This is a genomic window from Synechococcus sp. RS9909, assembly GCF_014279595.1.
Lineage (GTDB): Bacteria > Cyanobacteriota > Cyanobacteriia > PCC-6307 > Cyanobiaceae > Synechococcus_C.
Map to the genome: position 1 here is coordinate 897,077 of NZ_CP047943.1, position 22,956 is coordinate 920,032.

At 65.2% G+C, this 22,956-nt stretch carries 1 protein-coding gene (running past both ends of the window); it reads right to left on the reverse strand.

Every position in this 22,956-nt window falls within one protein-coding gene, locus SynRS9909_RS04330, for an autotransporter-associated beta strand repeat-containing protein, read on the reverse strand. The gene is 61,305 nt long; 35,328 of those nucleotides lie to the left of the window and 3,021 to its right, leaving coding positions 3,022-25,977 in view, spanning codon 1,008 (complete) through codon 8,659 (complete); reading right to left, the first codon wholly in view occupies nt 22,954-22,956. Both the start codon and the stop codon lie outside the window.

Consider the following 22,956-nt stretch of genomic DNA (forward strand, 5'->3'; position numbering starts at 1 on the left):
GCCCTGGATCTGGGAGAGATCGGTGGCGCCGGCGGCGCTGCCCAGGCTGCGGGCGGCATTGGCGGTGCGGCTCAGCAGGGTGAGGCTGTCGCTGCGGCCGCTGGCGGTGCTGCCCAGGGCGCCGAGCAGGCTGATGGTGTCGGCCTGGAGGGTGGCCGAACCAGCCAGATCGGTGGCGCCCAGAGTGATGCTGCCGGCGCGGATCGAGCCGGCGGTGCTGTCAGTGCCGATCGTGGCCAGGCCAGTGTTGCCGGCCTGGTCGTTGATGGCCACGGCGCTGAGGCTGCTGGCCTGGCCGATGGCGCCCTGCACGCTGATGGCACCGCTGCCGGAGTGCAGCGTGAAGCTGCCGCTGGCGCCAGGGGCCAGATCGACGCCGTTGGCCAGGGTGATGGCGCCGTTGGCACCCCAGGTGTCGATCGTGGTGGTGCCCAGCAGGGCGATCGGGGTGCTGGCGTTGGCCAGGCTCACGGCGCCGGCGGCGGTGAGCGTGCCGCCCAGGCTGAGGCTGCTGGCGCTGGTGGCGGTGAGCGCACCGCCGAAGTTGAAGGTGGCGCCGCTGGCGTTGCCCAACGCGAGGGCGCCGGTGTTGGTGAAGCTGAGGTCGCCGCCGTTGGCACCGCCGAATTCGTTGGTGGCGCCGCTGAAGCTGAGGTCGTAGGCGTTGCTGGTGGCGCCGAGGCTGAGGGCAGCGATGCCGCCGTTCACGCCGGTGTTGCCGCGCACATTGCCGCCAAAGCTGAGGCTGTCGCCGGCGAAGTCGGCGATGGTGATCGTGTTGGCAACCAGATCACCGCCGATGCTGATGTCGCCGGCGCGGTTGATCGTTACGGCGTCGAGGTTGCCGCTGAGGGCGTTGGTCACGGCCACCGTGCCACTGGTGGTGAGCGTGAGATCGCTGTTGATGGCGCTGCTGGGCGCCGCAGCACTCACGCCGCCGAGCGAGATCGCCGCGGTGGTGTTGGCGGTGCCGATGCTGAGCGAGGTGTCGGCCGCCAGGTTGATCTGGCCGATGCGCACCGTGGAGGTGGCTGCCGCGCCGCTGTCGATCGTGGCGTTGTTGAGCACGCCCAGGCCGGCGAAATTCACAGCGCCGTTGGTGGTGAGATCGGCGCTGAGGCTGGTGCTGCCGGCCACGTGGGTGATGCCGCCGGTGAAGCGCAGTTGATCAGTGCTGGCGTTGCCGAGGTTGAGCGTGCCTGTGGTGGCGAAGCTGCTCGCTCCGCTCACATCGCTCACTGCGCCATAGAGGTTGACGTTGGAATTGCCGTTGATCTGCAGGCTGCCGGCATAGAGATCACCCTGCACATCCACCAGCCCGTTCACCGAGCTCAGCTGGATGCTGCTGATGCGGTCGCTGCTGCTGCCCAGGGCACCCGTGAAGGTGATGTCGCCATCAGTGCCGGCGGTGCCGATCGCCAGGGTGCTGATGTCGGTGCCCACCGCGCCCAGGCTCACCGGCCCGGCGGCGGACACCAAGAGGCGTGAGGCGTCGCCATCGGCGGTGCCGCTCACGTTGCCGAGGGTGAGGCTGGGGCTGCCGCCGGCGCTGGCATCGCTGGCGTAGGTGAGGCGCAGGAAGGCTCCATCGGCGATGGTCACATCGCCGGCGCTGAAGCTGCCGTTGTCCGTGAGGCCGGTGGTGCCGGGGGTGATACCGGTGGCTTCGGCGCCGGCGTAGAGATAGGCATCGCCGGTGATGTTGAGGGCCGCGCTGCCGAGGTTGAGGCCGCCGCGGCTGGTGAGGTCGTAGCTCTGCAGCCGCTGGCGCCCGTTCACCGGGGTGAACACCTGATTGGTGCGGCCTTCGCGCACGGTGAGGGTGCCGAACAGGTTCACGGCGCTCACGCTGGAGGCATCCACCGCGTTGAAGAAGGTGGTGGAGTCGGTGATCTCGTCGCCGAAGCTGAGGCTGCCGGTGTTGTTGAAGGTCACCGACTGGCCGCGGATCACGTTGCCGCTGGCCAGGAAGGCGATGTCGTAGGCGCCGCTGTTCACCGTGAGGCCGGTGTTGGTGGCGGTGCCATCGGCGAGCACCTGGGTGCGGCCTTCAAAGGTGATGCCGGTGCTGATGCCGCCGATGCTGAGGGTGTTGGCCACCACCTGGTTGGCGAAGGTCACCTGATCGCCGCCGCTGATCGTGATCGCATCGGCCACGGCGCCGCCGCCCACGCTGATGTCGCCGGCGCTGTTGAGGGTGAGGCTGCTGCTGTCGGCGAGCGAGCCACTGAGGAAGCCGGCGCTGATGCTGCTGGCGTTGCCGGTGCCGATCGTGAAGGCCACGTTGGGGGCCAGCAGCGCCGTGCCAATCCGGATCGCGCCTGTGCCGCTGCCACCGAGGGTGGCGTTGTGGTTCACGGCCGTGGCGCCGGTGCTGCCGAAGTCGATCGCGCCGGCGTTCTGCACCGCCACCGTGCCGGAGATGGTGCGGCGCGAGGGTGCGGTGGCGATCAGGCTGCCGGCGAAGGTGATGCTGTCTGTGGCTTCGTTGCCCAGCGTCAGCGTGCCGCGGTTGGCAAAGGTGGTCACGGTGCCGCCAATGCTGTTTGTGGCTCCGAGGAAGCTCACGTTGTAATCGGCGCTGCCGGCCTGCACGATCAGCCCGTTGCTGATCGTGGTGTTGCCAGTGAACTGAACCGTGCGGTTGTTGCCGGAATCCTGAATGGTGACGTTGGCCTGGCTGAAGGTTTTGCCCGGGTCGTTGGCAAAACGGATGCCACCGGAGCGCACGATGGTGAGATCACCCGTGCCGCTGATGTTCTGCGCCAGGGTGAGCTCTGGCGCCGTGTTGGCGAGGTTGAACACCAGATTGGCGTTGTTGGTGATGTCGCCGAAACCGGGCCTGCCGGCGAGGCCACCGGCGCCAATCTGCAGCGTGCCGTCTGTGATCAGGGTGGTGCCGTAATAGCCGTTGTTGTTGGCGAGGATCTGGGTACCTATGCCTACTTTTTCAACGCTGATGTTGCCGATGCTGGCGTTGGAGGAATCAGAAATCGTGCCGGTGAAGCGGCCATTGGTGTTGGCCACGCCCATGATCAGCGTGCTGGCCGGGCTTGCGGCGTTGTTGTCCAGCAAGGTGCGCCAGATCCGGCCATCGCCATCAAGGGCATCGATATAGAGATTGGTGTTGGCCTGGCCAGCCGTTGGCGCAATGCCGCTATCCCACAGATTCAGCACCGCGCTGTTGGACACGGTCAGCGAACCTTCGTTGCTGGTCCAGTCGGTTTTGGCGCTGTTCACGAGCCGTGTTTCGCCGCCGGCGATCACCAGGCGGCCGCCGGCAGAGAGGTCGATCGTGCCGCCGGCGTTGCCCACCAGGGTGCGATACACGCCGCTGCCCCGCGGTGCGCTGCGGACGATGGTGCCGGCGCCGGTGTAGGTGATGCCGCCGGGGTTGGTGAAGCCATCGAGCTTGGCGGGCAGCTCCACGGTGGCGCCGGCCCACACGTCGATGCCCTTGGTGTTGGTGGTGGTGGTGGAGAGGGTGAGGGTGCCCTGTTCGGCCACCGTTTGCACGGTGTAGTCGTTGGCGCTGTTGGTGAAATAGGTCTGGCCGCTGCCGCGCTGCACCACGCTGCCGCTGAGGCTGGCCAGGTCGTAGCTGGGCAGCGGATCGAGTGCACCCGTGATGTCGGTGGCATCGCTGGCGCCGGCGCTGGTGATCTTCTGGTTGAAGGCCACCGTGTCGCTGCGGTTGATCGCGAAGGTGCCGCCGGTCACGATCACGGTGTGGCCGCCGAGGCTGCCGGTGCTGCCGCCGTCGCCGATCTGCAGGGTGCCGCCCTGCACCTGGGTGATACCGCTGTAGGTGTTGGTGCCCGTGAAGATCTGGGTGCCCGTGCCCACCTTGATCAGGTTCTGGATCTTGTCGCCGGCAGCGCGGTTGTAATCCACGATGCGGCCCGAGAACACGGCATTGGCAGCGCCCACACCATCGGCCACGCCGATGATTGGGGTGCTGCGGAAGTTCGACGAACGCCAGCCACCAGCCCAGGTGCCGCCGCCGGTGAGGGCATCGATGCGGATCTCGGCTTCCACGCTGCGGAAGGTGGCGCCGCTGGCGATGTTGAGGCTGGCGAGGTTGCTATCCCAGTTCTCATTGCCCCAGGAGCCAGCCACCAGGGTGCCGCCGGCGATGTTGATCCAGCCGCCGGCATCGAGATCAAAGGTGGCAGCTTTACGGCCCCACACCAGCAGTCCATCGCCGCTCTTGCGCAGGGTGCCGCCGCCGGTGAAGGTCATGTCCACCGGCATGTCGCGCGTGCCGCGGGCCACGTTGAAATCGAGCACGGCGCCGCTGTCGATCTGGTAGTTGCCCGAGCGGGTGGCGCCGGTGAAGATCAGCGTGCCGCCTTTAACGGTGGTGTCGCCGCTGTAGTTGGTGGGGCCGGAGAGGGTGAGGGCGGCGTCGCCCTGTTTGGTGATCGCCAGCAGGCCCTGGCCGCGCCAGGCGTTGCGCACCTGGCCGGCGTAGCCCGCATCCACGGTTTGATTGATCGTGAGCGTGGCGGCGCTGGTTTTGCTGAGACCGTTGCTCTGGTTGGCGTCGTAGCCGCCATCCCAGCTCTGGATCACGGTTCGTGCGTGACCGCTGCCGGCGATGATGTTGCCGATTTCCTGGTCGGTGCTGCGCAGCTCGAGGAAGTTCCAACGGTTGCTGCCGCTCTGGAATTCCACATCGATCGGGTTGAGCACGCCATTGGCGCCGAACTCGCCGATCTGGTTGTCGGCGTTGAGGCGCAGGCGGGCATTGCCGCGCTGGCCGCCCGAACCACCAAGGATGATGCGGCCGCGATCAGCAGCATCCAGGGCGTTGTAGAGCGCGGCATCGCGATACAAGCTGCCGGTGGAGGCGAGCGTTACCAGCTGCTCGCGCACGTGGGTGTTGCCCAGGTAGGTGTTTTCGCCAGCGAGGGTGATCTCGCGGTTGCCGGTGAAGTTGAGGCCGTAGGTATTGTTGCCTGAGGAGACAACGCCCTCGAGCGTGAGGTTGCCGAAGTTGAGGGCGCTGATGCGCGCATTGTCTGTGAGGAGAATGTCGCCGTCGTAGGTGGCATTGCCGCCACCGGTGTAGGTGTAAGCAAACAACGCACCCCAGCGGGTGCCTTCCGGCTGCGACCAGCCCTGGCCTTCGATCTCGAGGGGGTTGGAATAGGTGCCGCCCTTGCCCAGATAGAGCTGGCCATCATTGATCACCTTCACCGTGGGCAGATTGGCGCCCAGATCAGCCTGGTCAAACACCACCAAACGGGCGTTGTCGATGATGAAGGTGGCGTTGCTGCTGAGGGTGTTGGTGCCGGTGTAGCGGTAGTCGCCTGCACCTTTCTCGCCCACGTCACTGGAATTCCAGTTGTTGCTGGCGAAGATCAGGGTGCCATCGCCACTGATGTCGTGGCCGATGCGCACCACGCCTTCCACGTTCTGGCGATCGGTGCGGTAGTACTTGAGGGTGCCGTCGGCGCCGATAGTCACGGCATTGCTGTTGAGCAGGGAGCCGTTGAAGTTGCCATCGCCGATCTGCAACACACCTTCCTGCACATCGATGCCACCGGTGTTCTTGGTGCCGCGGGCGATGATCAGCGTGCCTGTGCCCTTCTTGGTGATCTTTAAGGGATCGCTGTTGTTGGTGCCGCGTGTCCAGGAATTGCGCAGGTAGCCGCTGAAGGTGAGGTTCTGATCCTGGTTGATGATCAGATGGCCCTGGCCCGTCCCGGGGTTGGTGTCCTGGGAAGAGTCTTCATAGTTCTGCAGTACCGCCCAGCCGGGGTTGCGGCCGGTGGAGAGGTTGCCCACTTCCTGAGTGGTGTCGCGCAGCGACATGTAGGAGTAGGGCTTCACCGCATCAAAGACGATGTCCACCTGGGGGCCAAGCTGGTTGTCAGCGCCGAATTCGAGGTTGGCCGCCACATCGGGATAACGCCAGCCAGCGCCTTCGTCGTGGCGGATGATCACCCGGCCGGGATTGGCCATGCGGCCGAGGTTGGCGGGATCGGTGTTGGTGGGATCGTTGTAAAGGGCGGGGCCGTTGGGGTTGGCCAGCATCAACTGGCCGCCCGACACGATCGTGTCGCCGCTGTAGGTGTTGGCGCCGGTGAGGGTGAGGCGGCCGTTACCCCATTTCTGGAAGTCGTAGCCGTTGCCGCCGTCATCAATCACCGAATTGATCACACCGCGCTCACCGCGCCAGGCACCAAAGCGGGTGTCGCCAGTCATGGTGATGGTGCCGGTGAGGTCACCACTGGCCATGCGCAAGGCGCCAATACGGCCCACGTTCTCTAACCAACCTGTGCCTTGAACTTCAACGTCATTGACGACGTTGTTGCCATCGCCCACGGCAATCGAGAGCGTGGCGCCATCCATCACCTTGATGATGCCGTTGGTGCCCACACCCTCGTGGTGAGACAGCCATAGGCGTGCGCCGGACAACACCTCAGTGTTCCCAGAAAACGCGCTTGCTTTGTATGCCAGATACGAGCTGCTGTTGCGTGTCGGTTGGCCGGCAAATTGCAGGGTGCCGCTACCGCTGATGGTGTTGTGCAGCTTGATGGCGGCATTTGTGTCGCCACGGAAGTAACGCAGCGTGCCACCACTATCGATTTGGATGTTGCCACGAATCTCGGCGTTGCTGCCGCCGCGGGCAATTTGTAGCCGTGCGCCATCACTAATCGTGGTCTGGCCGCTATAGGTGCTCTTGCCACCTAGATCAACGATGCCTGCCTTGATGTTCAAGGCACCCGTGCCGGTGATCACGCCATCCCACTGCTGGGTGGCTGTGGAGTCCACGTCGAGTTTGCCGCCGCTCGCGATATGAATACGGCCGCGATAGATGTTGCTCGTGGTGCCAGCGAGGCGACCAGTGCCTGATAGCAGCAGCGTCGAGGTGTCCCAAATCTGGGTGATGCCGTCGAACTTGTTATTGGTGTTGGTCAGTTCAGTGGTGCCCGCGCCCCTGACCCGCAGGCTGCTGCTGCCATAGCGCTGGGTGAGCGGAGCATCGATGGTGAGCGTTTTGCCGGCAGCCACATCAGTGGTGATGCGGCTGCCATCGCGCAGGCCGAACATGGCGGCGCTGCTCACCTGGCTGATCAGCGCGTCGTCGCTGACGTTGATCGTGGGGTAATAGAACTCATTGACGGTTCCGCCGAGTTTCAGCTCACCGCCGTTCATGGTGAGCTGGAAGTTGTTCCAGAAGTGGTTGCCGAAGTCGGCGCCGCCCACGGTGCCACCGTTGATGGTGAGCTTGTTCACCGAGGCGCCGCGCACCCAGCCGAAGGTGTTGGCGTCGCGGTAGTCGAGCGTGGCGCCGCTGTTCACGGTGACGCTGCCGCGAATCGTGCCGCTGCTGCCGCCCTTGCCCAGCCAGAGGGTGCCGCCATCCACCGTGGTGCCACCGGTGTAGGTGTTGGTGGCGTTGAGGGTGAGTTCGCTCGTGCCGTCCTTGATCAGCTGGCCGCCACCGCTGATCACACCGGCGAAGGTCTGATTGGTGGAGGTGTTGAGCTTGAGGGTGGCGCCGGTGCCGATCAGGATGCGGCCGTCGTAGACGCCGCTGGTGGGTGTGCTGGTGAGGGTGGAGTTGCCGCTGAGCAGCAGCGTGCCCTGGGCCACGTTGGTGAGGCCGGTGTAGTTGTGAGCGCCGGTGAGCTCGAGCGTGCCGGCGCCACGCTTGATCAGGCTGCCGGTGGAGCTGGGAGACGTGCCTGAGAGGGTGAGGGTGGTGGCCGCGTTGGTGACGGCGATGGTGTTGTTGCTGCCATTGGCAAACTGGAAGTTGCGATCAGTGGTAACACTGCCACCGCTATAGGCCAGCGTACCGCCAGCAAACACCAGGTTCGCGGCATCATTGGAAGACTGACCAATAGAGCTTGCTACACCACCGTCGGCAAGTGTGCCGACATAAAGCGTGCCGCCAGAGAGTTTGGTGGCGCCGCTGTAGGTATTTAAGCCGTTTAAGGTGATGCCACCTGAACCGGTTTTTTCTAGTCCGTAGCCATTGCCGCCATCGGAGATAATGCCCGTGATGATGCCACCCTGACCAGTCCAGGCGGTAATACGCGCATCACCGGCCAAGGTGACGCCGCCCGTGATGTTGCCGCTGATTAAGCGCAAAGCACCCAAGCGACCGGCGCTTTGTAGCCAACCGTCACCGGCGATGATGAAGTCGTTGCTAATCGTATTGGCCACACCACCAGTCTCACCAATGCGAACAAACACGCCACCGCCGGCATCAACAGTCACGGTGCCCTGACCAATGGCGTCGGTGCTATCAATGCCCAACCGCGCACCGCTGCGAATGATCACATTGCCGGTAAAGCCAGTGCTGTTGCCACCAATCCGATAGTCACTCTGGTTTTGGTTGCCCGTGCCCAGGAATTCGATCGTGCCGCCTGCAGGCCCTGTGCCTGTGCCGGAACTCGACACGGTATTGGCCAAGGTCATGCCGTTGTTACGGAAGTAGGCCAAGGTGGCGCCGTTGTCGATGGTCACCGTGGTGTTGCCGAGGGCGCCGCGGCTACCGCCATTGCCCAGCTGCAGGGTTCCCTGGCTGATGGTGGTGGCGCCGGTGTAGGCGTGGTTATTGGTGAGGATGATGCGACCAGCGCCGGTTTTGGTGACTCCGCCTGATCCAGCGCCGGTGATGCGATAGCTGCCGGTGGTGGAGCCGGAGCTGAGATTCAGCTCCAAGCCAGCGTCCTTGTTGAGGCGGATGCCACGGCTCCAGAAGGCGTTGTTGGCATCAGCGCCGATCAGGCGCAGCATTCCTTCGTTCACGGTGGCGCCACCGATCTGGTTGGCTCCCGTGATCGCCAGGGTGCCGGCGCCGGCTTTGGTGAGGTAGCCCCAGCTGATGCCGTTGTAGTGGCCGAGCTTGCCGCTGATGATCAGATCGTCGGCGCTGTCGCCGGTCACATCGGCGACGGTGAAGGTGCGGGTGGCGCCGCCACCGATGCGCAGATCGGCGGAGATCTCGGAGGCGGAAGTGCCCGCAACCGTGACATTGCCGTGCAGGTAGAACTCGCCGTAATTGGGGTGACCGGTGCCGGTGCCGGCCAGGGTGCCGCCCAGCTCCCCATCCTTACCGAGGTTCAGGTTCACGATCCGCATGTGATCGTTGGGCCGGCCAGTAAAGGCCGCCTCGAGCACACCGCCACCAAAGATATTGACTGTCTTGGCTGAATACTGGCTGCCCAAGGCTTCGTCGTTGGTCACGATCACCCGACCACCGTCGATGGTTGAGGTGCCGGTCCAGTTGTTTACCCCAGACAAGGTCACCGTGCCTGGGCCATTGAAACTAAAGTCAGCCGTGCCATTGCGCTGACGGATCGGTGCTGAAATCAGCGCATTTGTCCCATCAGCGGCGTTAATGGTGAGGTCGCCACCATCGCGCAGGTGCAGATTGGCGGACGTGTTGCCTGTGGCGCGGCGGATCACCGCATTGCCCGAAAGATTAAACGTGGGGTTGTAAAACTCGTTGTAGGTGCCGCCCAGAATCAGTTCACCGCCATCCATCGTGAGCTGGAAACCACTGGGGGTGCCATCGGCAGTGGTTTTGCCCCAGAAGTGGTTGGCAAAGTTGTTGCCACCGACACGGCCGCCGTTAATCGTTAATGAGGTAACCGACTCGATGGTTCCACCCGTTGAATTCGGGCGCCAGCCAAATGTGTGGTGGGTGCTGTAATCCACCACGCCATCGGCATTCACGGTGAGGTCGCCGCGGATCGTGCCCGTGCCGCCACTGGCGTATTGCAGCAGCAGCGTGCCGTTGTCCACGGTGGTGCCACCGGTGTAGGTGTTGGCTTTGTTCAGGCGCAGGGTGCCGCCGCCGGTGCCATCGAGGGTGAGGCCGCCGCTGCCGTCCATGGGCTTGGCGATCAGGACATTGAACCCATTGGTATCAACAATCAGGCCGCCACCATTGGTCGTATCTTTGATGTTGACGGACAAATTGGCGTCATTGTCCTGGTGGATTAGCGTGCCGGAGCGCAGCGCCTTAAGGGTCCCCCCATCAAAATTGATCTCGGCAAGACCGTTATAGCCCTCGCTCAACACTCGCGCGGTTTCAAGCGTACCGCCCGAGTTCACGTTAATCGTCGCACCTGGGTCACCCGATGCACCTCCCTTACCCCACGGGTTGAGCCAAGCGCGCCAGGCCTGTGCACCAGAAATGCTGGATTGACCACCGCCACTGATGCTCACCACACCGCCATCGTTGATGTTCAACGTGCCGGTGCCAGCCGTGCCGGTGTTGTGCAGTTTGCCGCCGATGTAAACCGCACCCTTGCCACCACCAATATTGAGATCACCGGAGACATTGACCGTACCGTGTGAGCCCTTGCCCGAGCCAATCGCGAAGGTGCCGCCGCTACCGGTGGTGAGGCTGCCGCCTGTGGCGATGTTGAGCGTGCTGTTGCCATACACATTCACCAAGTCGGTGCCATCGATGGTGCCTTCCACGTTGAGCGTGCCGCCGGCCACGAGGGTGCTGCCGCTGTAGCCGTGGTTGCCGCTGAGGGTGAGCGTGCCGGCACCGGCCTTGCGGATGCCGCCGCTGCCGGCGCTGGAGGTGCCGCTGAGGCTGAGCGTGGTGCCTTGGTTCACCACGTCAATGGTGGTGGCGCCACTGCCGGCGATGGTGATGTTGCGATCGCTGCTGGCGCTGGTGCCGGTGTATTTGAGGGCACCACCGGCCAGTTGCAGGTTGGCGGCGGCGTTGCTGGAGGCGCCGATCGAGCTGTTGGCGCCGCCATCGGCGAGGTTCGACACACTGAGTGTGCCGGCCGACACGCGGGTGGAGCCGGTGTAGGTGTTGGCGCTGTTGCCGAGGGTGAGTTCACCACCGGCGGCGTTGATGTCGAGCGAACCGCTGCCGGAGATGGTGCCGGTGAGCGCGGCGCTCATCGCATCCACGCTGAAGCTGGCGCTGCCGGTGGTTTTGAACTCGTGGAAGGTGTAATCGATGCCGCCGATGTTCACCGTGCGCACGGTGGTGCCACCCGACGCTGCTGGTGTGGCACCGGCGTAGCGCACGACAACGATGCCGGTGGCGCCATCGCCACCCCGGGAATCGCTGCCGCCGGCGTTACCGCTGCCGCCGCCGCCGCCGCCGGTGTTGGCCTGCGCTGCGGTTGGCCGGCTGGTTGTCGCAACTGCCCCGGTGGCACCGCCACCCTTACCACCGGAGCCCGCTGCCGCGTTGGGACTAGAGCCGTAGCCATGCACGCCGCCGCCGCCGCCGCCGCCGAAGTAGCCGTCGTCGCCGAGGCCCGCCGCACCAGCCCAATCCACGTAGAGGCCAACGCCACCATCTCCAGCCTTGCTGGAGCTCCAGTTACCACCGGGGCCTCCGGCGCCGCCGCCACCGCCGGTGGGATAGCCGTTGCTGCGGTTGCCGCGGCCGGTGCCGCCGGCAAAGCCCTGACCCTCGGTGCCTGGGATCGCTGCGTAGCTGTAACCCTGGCCGCCGCCGCTGGCGCCCGTGGCCGCCCGCTGAGCAGTCCAGGAGCCGCCGTGGCCGCCCCCCAGGGCCGTGATGCCAAAGATCGACGACGATCCGCCAGAGGTGGCGCGGATCGTGGCGGCATTCATCTTGTTGTAGTTGTTGGCGCCAAAGCCCTTGTTGCCCACCACCACGCCATAGCTGCCGCCGGCGATCACCTGGGTGCCGGTGAGCACGCCGCCGCCGCCGCCGCCGCCGCCCACCCAGGCGCCGCCGCCGCCGCCGCCACCCACCACCAGGTAGTCGACCTGGATGCCCATGGCGATGGTGGCCAGGCCATTGAGGGTGATGGCGTTGCCGATGGAGGTGCCGCTGGAGAGCAGCAGGCTGGAGCCATCCTCCAGGGTGAGGTCGCCAGCACCGACGGGCGTGGTGTTGGTGCCATCGGACGACAGCGCCAACGTGCCCGCTTGCACCGTGGTGCCGCCGCTGTAGGTGTTGTTGGCCACCAGGCTGAGGGTGCCGCTGCCTTGCTTGGTGAGTGAGCCTTCGCCGCTGATCACCTGGCTGAGGGTGATGGAACCACTGCGGTTCACTACCAGGCTGCCGCCACCGCTGTTGGCGGTGTTCACATCGCTATCGAGGATGATCGCGCCGCTGCCTGCCGTGCCACTGGCGCCGCCATTGCCGAGCTGCAGCACGCCTTGGGCCACCTGGGTGGTGCCGGAGTAGACGTTGTTGCCCGTGAGGGTGAGCGTGCCGGCGCCCTGCTTGAGCAAATTGCCGGTGCCATCGAGCACCTGGGCAAAGGTGAGATCGTCGGAGCGGTTCACCGCCAGGGTGGCGTTGTTCACCAGGCGGCCACTGCCGAGGCTGCCACTGGTGCCGCCAGCGCCGACCTGGAGCACACCGTCATCAATGCGGGTCTGGCCGCTGTAGGTGTTGGTGGCGGTGAGAGTGGTGGTGCCGCTGCCAGCCTGCACCAGGGTGCCGCTGCCGCTGATTGCTGCACCAATGGTGAGATTGTCGCTGCGATCAATCACCAGTTGGCCCTGGTTGCTGATGGCACCACTGCCGAGCGGGTTGGCGCTACTACCACCCGTGATCTTCAGGGTGCCGCCAGCAATGGCGGTGCTGCCGTAGCTGTTGTCGCCGGCGAGGGTGAGGGTGCCATCGCCGGCGGCGGTGGTCAGCTTGCCGGCGCCGGTGATGTTGCCGCTGATCTTGGCGGCGAGGTTGGAGTAATCGAGGGCGAATGAGTTGTTGCTGCCAACAGATGTAAAAGCGTGAATTGTATAGGTTTCGTTGTTCTCTGTGATCGTGCTGATGGAGCCGCCGGTGGCGAATGTTTCACCGCGGTAGCGGATCACAACGATGCCTGAGCCGCCGGCTCCTCCCGCGTGGCCTGTTCCACCAGCGCCGCCACCCCCGCCGCCTGTTGCAGACGTGCCAGCGGTAGCAACTGCTGTGTTGTTGTTTGCGTCAGTACCTACGCCACCATCTCCGCCTCCACCTTGGCCCCCGGCTGCAGCAGTTCTAGTGCCACGTCCATCAGAGATGCCGCCACCGCCGCCACCGGCAAACCATCCTGATTCACCAAGGTCAGCTGCGTCCGCCCATGCAACATATTTACCTACGCCGCCTGCACCACCGGCAGAATCGTCAACACCATCGCCACCAACTCCGCCGGCGCCACCACCCCCTCCACTAGCATTGTCATACGTGGAGTTGCCGTCGGAATTATTCGTCGAACCACCTGTATTTCCTTGGTCGCCATGTACAGCGTCACCAGGAGTCTGGCCCTGTGAGCCGGAGCCACCGCCACTTGCTCCGTTCTTGCCAACGCCAACAGTAGCCGAATTGTAAGTACGTCCACCGCCGCCACCACCGCCGTATGCGGTGATCCCGAATGCGCTTGAGGATAAACCTGATGTCCCCGGATTATCCCCGCCAGCAGAACCACCACCACCACCGGCACCAACGGTGATTATGTTTGCGTCAATCGAACTGATCGTGGTTTGTCCCAAGACGAATCCACCTGCGCCGCCACCGCCACCACTCGCCCCGACACCAGCACTAGAACCACCACCGCCACCACCACCAACAATCAAATACTCCACATCAATCGGCTGAATCGTGAGGCCGATGGTGGCGTCGCCGTTGAGGGTGATGTTGTTGGCGATATCAACGCCGTGGCCAAGCAATAGTGATGAACTACCCGCCAGGCTGAGGGCGCCGGTGCCGAGGCCGGCGGAGGCGCGCAGGGTGAGTGTGCCGGCGGCCACGTTGGTGTCGGCAGCGAGGGTGGCGGAGTTGTCGGCATCGAGGATCAGTGTGCCGCCGCCCTGTTTCACCAGCTTGGTGCCGGCGACGTCGCTGGCTGTGATCGCACCGGTGAGGGTGAGGGTGCTGTTGGGATTGAAGACATCGATGCGGCCTTCTTTGCCGCCTTCGATGCTGATGGCGCGGTTGATGCTGCCGGTGGCACCGGTGTAGCGCAGGCCACCACCGTCAAACACCAACTGGGATGCACCGATGGCGCCCACCGAATCGCCCAGGGTCGACACACTGATCAGGCCGCCTTCCACGCGGGTGGTACCGCCGTAGGTGCTGTTGCCGCTGAGGGTGAGCGTGCCGGTGCCGGTTTTCACCACGCTGCCGCGGGTGCCCGTGCCGGCGTCACTGATCACACCGGCAAAACCGCTGTCGCTGTTGTTGCCACCCACGGTGAGGGTGTTGTTGCCAAGGTTGAGCGTGCCGCCGGCGCTGCCGCCACCGGCCAACGAGCCGATACTGAGATCGGTGCCATCCAGCGTGAGCGTGGCGCCAGCGGTGTTGTCGATCCGCACCGCGGCCTGGCTGCCGAGGGCGCCGCTGTCGGTGACTTTCACCGTTCCGCCGGTGATGGTGGTCGCACCGGAGAAGGTGTTGGCACCGGAGACCGTCAGCGTGCCGAGGTCGGTGTCGAACGTGACATCGCCTGAACCGGAGATGACACCGGTGAGCGATGCTGCTAGATCGGGCTGGAATGTATAGGCCGCATTGGGATCAGTGAATGCATGGATGGTGTAGCTGGTTCCCTGGGCATCGGTGAAGTTCGAAATACTCCCGCCGGTAGCCACTTGAGACGTCGCGTAGCGAACAAGCACAACGCCTGAGCCGCCATCGCCACCTTTGCCGGTTCCGTCGCGCTCGGCGCCGCCACCGCCGCCGCCGGTGTTGGCCAAACCGTTGCCCGGCCGCCCAGTGCTGTTGTTGAGGCCAGCGTCACCGCCGCCCCCCTGGCCGCCGGTAGACGCGGGGCGAGTAGCGGCGTAGTAGGAGCCGCCACCGCCGCCGGCAAACCAGCCCGACTCGCCAAACGTCGTGCCGAATTGGGTGGAGAAGTCAAGACCATCTCCGCCGAAGCCCTCCTGTCCAGCTTGCCCGGCACCGCCGCCACCAGCGGTGATCCCACCGGTGGAACCAAGCGGACCGCCGTCATTGCCAAAACCGCCGCTTGCGCTTGTCGGCTGCAAAGCCGTACCGCTGTTGGAGTCCCGGCCACCACCGCCACCAGAACCCCCCGCTTGGCCGGCCGTATCGCTCGTGCTGCCCCCGGAATAGCCGCCGCCGCCGCCTCCACCGAGCGCGGTGAGCCCAAAAGCCACGGTGTTTTCACCCGTGTCGCCTTTATTCGTACCAGCCGACGGCCAAGGACTCACAAGAGCCCCCTGTTTGCCAGCGCCGCCCGCCCCAACGGAGACCGCTCCCGCATCCCAAACGAGAAGTCCACTCTGGTAGATCAGACCGCCGGCACCGCCGCCTCCACCGTGCGGTGAACCTCCGCCACCGCCGCCACCGCCAACGAGGAGAACATCAATCTCCAGCGGCGCAAACCCGATCGTGGCATCGCCCGCGAGGTCAATTGCATTCGACAGCGTCGTGCCGTGGCCAAGCAACAGCGTGGTGGCGCTGCCAAGAGTGATTGCGCCAGTACCCGCCGCTCCGGTGACACCAGTTATGAGCGTGCCGGCGGAAACAGTCGTGCCGCCGGAGTAGGTGCTCGCCGCGGTCAGCCGCAGCGTGCCAGGGCCGGCCTGCTCGATGGCCCCGGTGCCGCTGATCGAGCCGGTGAGCACGATCTCGTCGCTGCGGTTGAAGATCAGCTCTCCGTCGTTGGTGATGTTGCTGAGGGCGATCATGCCCAGTGCGCCGCCGTTGCCCAGTTGCAGCGCACCATTGGCGATGGTGGTGGTGCCGCTGTAGACGTTGCTGCGGGTGAGGGTGAGGGTGCCGCTGCCGTCTTTGCGCAGGCCGCCTGCACCGGTGATCGTGCCGTCGAAGCTGGTGGTTGAGGCATCGCCCACCTTCAAGGTGGTGTGAGCGCCGAGGCCCACATTGCCCTTGGCGCCGCCGCCACCGGCCAGTGAGCCCACGGCCACCGTGAGCGGGTTGGTGCTGGGATCGGCGGCCGTGTTGGCCAGGATCAGTTGGGTGTTGGCGCTGGAGCTGAGGGTGACGGCCGCGGCGGTGAGGGCATTGGCGCTTTCGGCGCGCAGGTTGCCGGAGTTGAGATTGAACGCACCACTGAAGCCGCTGTTGTCGCCAGCCAGGGTGAGGCTGCCGGTGAAGCTGAGGTTGAGCACGCCGTAGCCGTTCGTGCTGCTGTTCGATGCAATGGTGAAGTTGGTAAACCCTGTTGAGAAGTCTTCTCCGAACAGGTCGCCCGAGCCGTAGGCCGCGCGAATCACTTTGGCCTGCACGTCTGAGCCGCTTTGGCTCAGTTCCACAACAGCAACTTTGTTGAGTCCGTTCTGTGCCTGAACCTGAAAGTAACCCTTGCCTGTTGACGAGTCGAATGAACGACGCGTGATCGTTCCTGTCAGAGCAGTCCCGCTGTTGACGGCGCCACCACCGAGTTTTGCGCCGGTGATGCTGTCGAGCGCTTCCTGCACGGTCATGCCCGTGGCCACGGTGGTGGCGGTGGTGGTGAGGAAGGGTGCATGGCTGGCCACCGGCGTGCCGGTGAGTGTCACCGTGCCGGCATTGGCGGCATCGGCGCTGCTGATGTTGCCGCTGATCGTGAGATCACCGGCTGATTCCACATTCAGCGCAGCGCCGGCATTCACCGTCACATTCCCCGAGATGGTGGCCGTGAAGTCGACCCCGCTCAGGTCGAAGCTTCCGCTGCTGTTGAAGGTGTGGATGCGGTAGCCCGCAGCGGAGCCGGTGTTGGGAGCGGTTTCGGTGCCGCCGTTGGCGATGTCGGTGTCGCCGAGATAGCGCACCACCACCACACCGGAGCCGCCAGCGCCGCCGATGCCCGTGCCGCTGCTGTTGTAGCCGCCGCCGCCGCCGCCACCGCCGGTGTTGGTGGCTCCTGCTTCACCGGTGCCCAGCTTGCCGTCACCACCGCCGCCCACACCGCCCAGGCCATAGCCAGTGGTGACCGCCGTGGTGTTGTCGGGGCCGCCGCCGCCACCGCCGGCGTAGAAGGTTTCCGTGCCGGTGATCGTGCTGGGCAGGCCGGCGCCGCCGCTGCCGGGCTGGCCTGGACCTGTGGCGTTTTCACCTTGGGCCCCGGCGCCGCCGCCGCCGCCACCGCCGCCGGAGAAACCGTCGCCGCCAGGGTTGCCCTGGCCTGTGGTGCCGTCTGCGCCAAGGCGGTTCACGGTGTTGGTTTCACCGTCGCCACCGCCACCGGAGCCGCCAGTGGTGGCATTACGGCCGCTGTTGGCATCGCCGCCGGCGCCGCCACCGCCGCCAACGGCGGTGATGCTGCCGAACTTGGAATCGCCGCCCTTGGCGCCGGGTTGGTTCACGGTGCCGCCTGAACCACCACCCCCCACCACCACAGCTGCCGAGCTGCTGGTGAGGATGGCGGTGCCTTCCACGAAGCCGCCGCCGCCACCGCCGCCGCCGTTGTCGCCGCCACCCCCGCCGCCGCCGCCCACCACCAGGTAGTCGACCGGCAGGCCCAGGGTGATGGCCACGGTGCCGTTGAGGGTGAGATCGCTCTGCAGATCCACACCAGGGGCCAGCACCAGCTCGGTGTTGGCGTTGCCATCAAGGCCCATGCGCAGGCCGCCACTGAAGCCGCCGGCATTGGTTGTGCTCAGCGCCAATGTGCCGGCGGTCACATCCATGCCGCCGCTGAACGTGTTCGCTCCAGCCAGATTGAGGAGATCGCTGCCGTTTTTTACAACCTTGCCCGCCCCGGTGATCGCGCCGGTGATCGAGAAGCCGTTGGAGCGGTTGGTGGCGAGCACGGCGCCATTGGCGATCTGAATCTCGCCGGTGCCGGCACTGCCGGTGGTGCCGCCATCGCCGATCTGCAGCGTGCCTTCGCTGATCTTGGTGAGGTTGTAGGAGTTGGTGCCAGTGAGCGTCAGCTGGCCGGCCCCGGTTTTTTCAAACGTGCCAGCGCCTGAGATGTTTTTGCTGGAGACAAATGTTGAATTGCTGATGATGTCGAAGATCAGCTGGCCGTTGGCACCAATGGCCACCGTGCCATTGCCTCCGAGGCTGCCGTTGGCCGTGCCATCACCGATCCTGAGCGTGCCATCGCTGATGGTGGTGGCGCCGGTGTAGGCATTGCCGCTGCCGGTGAGCGTGGTGGTACCGCTGCCCGCCTGCTCCAGCGAACCTTTACCAGTGATGTTGCCAGCCAGGGTCTGATTGTTAGCGCTGTTGAGCACCAAGGTGCCGGCATTGCTGATGGCGCCGGCGTAGTTGCCCTGGCCTAGGCTGCCGCTCACTTCCACGCGGCCACTGGTGATGGTGGTGTCGCCGCTGTAGGTGTTGGCGCCGGCGAGGATCAGCCCACCACCATTGGTGTCGAGCTGCACCGAATGCGTTCCAGTGCCCGAGATGGTGCCGCCCAGTGTGACGCTGGAAGCAGCGAGAGTGAACGACTGGCTGCCGGATTTGAAGGTGTGCACGGTGTAGCCGTCTGAGAGGCCACTGCCCGTTTGTGCTGCCCCAGAGTCTGCAGTGCTGCCGGATGTGGCCGCCGCTGCACCCAGATAACGCAGCACCACAATGCCGGAGCCACCGCTGCCCGGTGTGGCGTTGGTGTCTCCGGCAAAGCCACCACCACCGCCACCACCGCCGGTGTTGGAATCGCCGGACGTGGCCGCCGCTGTGCCCTTGCTGCCTGCACCCCCACCACCGAGGCCGCCAGCGCCTGCGCTATTGGACGTCGATGCGACGCCACCACCACCACCACCGGCGAAGTAGCCGTTGTCACCCAGGCCAAGTTCAGCCACCCAGTCGACGTATACGCCGTCGCCACCGGTGCCGCCAATGGCCCCATTGCCCGAGGCATCACCACCCTTTGCTGCGGCGCCGCCACCGCCGCCGCCGCCATAGGTGGATTCGGCACCGCCGCCAACACCGCTGCCGCCCGCAAAACCCTGGTCGTCGGTGCCAGCTCCGCCTACTTGAGGCCCGCTGCCACCCGCACCGGAGCCGCCAGTGATGGAGTTGGAGCTGCCGCCCCCAATGGCGGTGAGACCAAGAGCACCGGAGTCGCCGCCTTTTTGGCCTGCTGCTCCACCAGACCCAACCACCACATCTCCAGACCAGCCGGCTAGATCGATTGACCCCTCAAGCAGGCCGCCACCACCGCCGCCGCCCCCGTGGCGTGTGCGGCCACCGCCGCCGCCGCCAACAATCAAATACTCAACCGTGGTGTCGAGGCCGATGGTCGCCGCGTCGGTGAGAGTGATGTCGTTGGCAAACGATGTAACCGCGCGGCCAAATTCGAGCCGTGCTGCGCCGATGCTCACCGCAGCTGTACCGAGCGCCTGGTTGTTGTAAACACCGAGCGTGCCGCTGCTGATCGACACCGCGCCGGTGAAGCCAGTGTTGTTGCCATCGTCGTAGTTGTCGCCGGCGATTGAGAGTCGGCCACTACCGATTTGTGACAAGGTGCCTGCGCCACTAATCGCCTGCGACAGGATCAGGGTGTCGCTGCGATTCGCTGCAAGCGTTGCGCCACTGGCGATCTGAATCTCGCTGGTGCCTGCCGAACCCGATGAACCGCCGCTGCCCAGTTGCAGGGTTCCAGCGCTCACGTTTGTGCCGCCGCTGTAGATGTTGTTGCCGGTGAGCGTGAGCGTGCCAGCTCCTGTTTTGGTGATTGCACCACTGCCGGAGATCGTGCCGGCATAGCTGGTGCTCGTGCCGGCCGAGCCGATCTGCAGCGTGGTGTCAGCCCCGAGCACGACGTTGCCGCCGCTGGTCCCACCGCCTGAGAGCGAGCCGATACTGACGGTGAGATTGTTGTTAGTTGGATCGAGGTCTGTGTTCGCCAGTTCCAGGTTGGCGCCAGCTGTGTTGCTCAGTGAGACGGCTGAGCCGCTCCCGAGTGCGGAGCTGCTGGTGGCTTTGACGGTGCCGCCAGTAATGCTGGTGGCGCCGGTGTAGTTGTTTGTTCCTGAGAGCGTCAGGGTGCCGCGTTGGGTGGTAAGCGTGAGGTCTCCATTGCCGCTGATGCTCCCCGTGATCGCAGCCACCATGTTGTCGGTAACCGTAAAGGTGCCAGACGATGTGAATGCATGGACTTGGTATTCGACACCATTGACGCCGTTTGTGCCATCTCCTGTAAATGATTTGGCCGTGCCGCCCGTTGCAGTGACTGGTCCTGCGTAGCGAACCGCCACGATGCCCGAGCCACCCGCGCCGCCGGAAGTGCCTGCATTGCGGCTCGCGGCACCACCACCGCCAGTGTTGGCTTGGCCGGCACCGCCATTTCCGGCTGGTGTGGATTGACCATCAGTTCCCGGGACGTCGCCGCCGCCGCCTAATCCGCCCGCCCCGGAGTGCCCCGGGTCTGCGGTTCGATGGCCGGCGCCACCGCCGCCGCCGGCAAAGTATCCCGATTCTCCTAGCTCAGCGGCGTCCGCCCACGCGACATACACGCCGACGCCGCCATCTCCTCCATCCGCGGACGATGCACCCGGCCCACCCGCGCCGCCACCACCGCCGCCGCCATAGTCGCTACCACCCGCGCCGCCACCTCCCGCGAATCCTTGGCCCGCCTTGCCGGATCCTGCCTCATAGTTGGTCAACCCAGCCCCACCACCACCAGAGCCGCCATCCTGTTGCGAGTTTGCCAACACCGTTCCATATCCGGCAGCGCCGCCACCGCCGAAGGCCGTGATGGTTCCCAAGGATGAGTCGTCACCACGCTCGCCGTGACGACTGCCGTTCGCATCGGTTCCGCCAGCGCCGCCGTCACCGACCGTGACGGACGTTGTGCTGCCCAGGGTTGTGAGCCCCGTGAGCAGGCCACCGGCGCCGCCGCCGCCGCCCACATCCCGGCCAGCGCCGCCGCCACCACCGCCCACCACGAGGTACTCCACTTCCAGGTCCGCAAAGCCGATCGTGGCGTTGCCGGTGATGTCAATCGCATTGGCCAGCGTTACGCCGTGGCCGATAAGGAGCGACACGCCGCCCCCGAGGGAAACCATCCCGGTGCCGAGGGCAGCGTCGCTGCGGGTGATCAGCGTGCCAGCAGATACGGTCGTTCCGCCGGTATAGGTATTACTTGAAGTGAGTGTGAGGCTCCCGCTACCCGCCTGCTCGACGCTGCCGTCTCCACTGATCGCCTGAGACAGGATCAGAGTGTTGCTTCGATTGGTGGCGAGAGTTGCACCTGTCGCGATGTCGATCGTTCCGGTGCCTGCAGAGCCAGAGGCTCCCCCACTGCCCAGTTGCAGGGTGCCAGCGCTGACGCTTGTGCCGCCGCTGTAGGTGTTGGAGCTGGTGAGTGTGAGTGTGCCAGCGCCTGATTTGGTGAGGGTGCCACTGCCGGAGATCACGCCGGCGAAGGGGGTCGCTGCACCATCAGTGCTCAGGGTGGTGTTGGCACCCAGCACCACATTGCCGCCGCTGATGCCACCGCCTGAGAGCGCACCAATGCTGACGGTGAGCGGAGTGGCGACCGGATCTGCAGAGGTGTTCGCCAGTTCCAACGTGGCGCCAGCTGTGTTGCTCAGAGACACGGCGGAGCCCTTCCCGAGTGCATCACTGCTGGTGGCTTTAACGCTGCCGCCACTAATGCTGGTGGTGCCGGTGTAGGTGTTCGCTCCTGAGAGGGTCAGGGTGCCGCGATCAGCAGCGAGTGTCAGCTGATCGCTGCCGCTGATGCTGCCGGTGAGGGTCGCAGCAAGGTTGTTGATTTCAAATGTTGAGCTGCCAACGGCTGTGAATTGATGAATGGTGTAATCAGCCGCCGTGCCCGTGCCGCTCGTGGTTGTTCCACCCGTGGCGGCTTGTGCGCCCTGGTAGCGCACGATGACAACACCGGAGCCGCCATCCTTGCCGCCACCAGCGCCGCCACCGGTGTTAGCGGTGCCAGATTGGCCTGGACCGCCACCGCCGTAGGACTGGCCGCCTGTTCCAACGGTCCAATTGCTGAGGTACCCGCCTGCACCGCCACCGCCGTAGCCAACTTGTGAGCCAGTGATGTCTGAGTAGATGCCGATGCCTCCAGCTCCAGCCCGTCTGGTCCCTGAACCGTTTGTCCCTGCAGTACCGGTGCCGGCTGCACCACCACCACCGCCGCCGTCGTAGAGCCCAGCTCCACCCGTGAAGCCAGATCCACTGGTGCCACCACTGGCACTGATGGAGCCCAATCCTCCAGCTGCAGTGATGTCAAAGCCAGAGGAGTCACCGCCCTTGCCGGTTGTGCCGGTGCCAGTGGTGCCACCAGCGCCAACCGTGATGGTGCTGCTGGATCCACTCAGCTGCAATGAGCCTGTTTTGACGTCACCGCCGCCACCACCTTGTGCATAACCCGAGTAGATCCCTTCCCCGTTGCCACCACCCCCAACAATCAGGTACTCCACGGCCAGCCCAGCAAACCCGATCGTGGCGCCGCCGCTGGTGAGCTGGATGTCGTTGGCCAGGGTGGTGCCGTGGGCCAGCGACAGCGTGGTGCCACCGCCCAGGATCAGATCACCAGTGCCGCTCACCGAGCCTGAGCCGGCGCGCAGGGTGATGCCGCCCGTGCCCGAGCGGGTGATATCGGCGTTGATGACAATGTCGCTGGCGGCCTTCAGCTCCAGGTCGTAGGTGGAGCCGGAGCTGATGGCGCTGCTCACGCTGATCGTGCCGGCCTGGGTCCCTGTACTGCCGGTGAATACCGTGACGTTGGTGCTGTTGAGCGCGGTTTGCAGAGTCGCCACATCAATGAACGCGCTGTCGGCCGCGGCGGTGTAATTGCCGCTCACCGTGTCGCCGCTGCTGCTGATCGTGATGTCGCGTGGATCCAGCAGCCATTGGCCCGTTTTGCCCAGTGGCGCTTCGGTGGAGACGTTGATTCCATCCACCTTGAGGTCGTAACCCGACGTCTCAATGCGGCCGCCATCGCCGCCCTGCGCACCGCCTTTGGCCAGCAGGGTGCCGGCCACCGTGGTGTGGCCCGTGGGATTGGTGATGTCGCTCCAGGCGACGATCGTGCCGCCCTTGCCGTTGCCCGTCGCTGAAGCATCGACAACGGCTCCGGCTTCGATCGTGGTGGTTTCCGC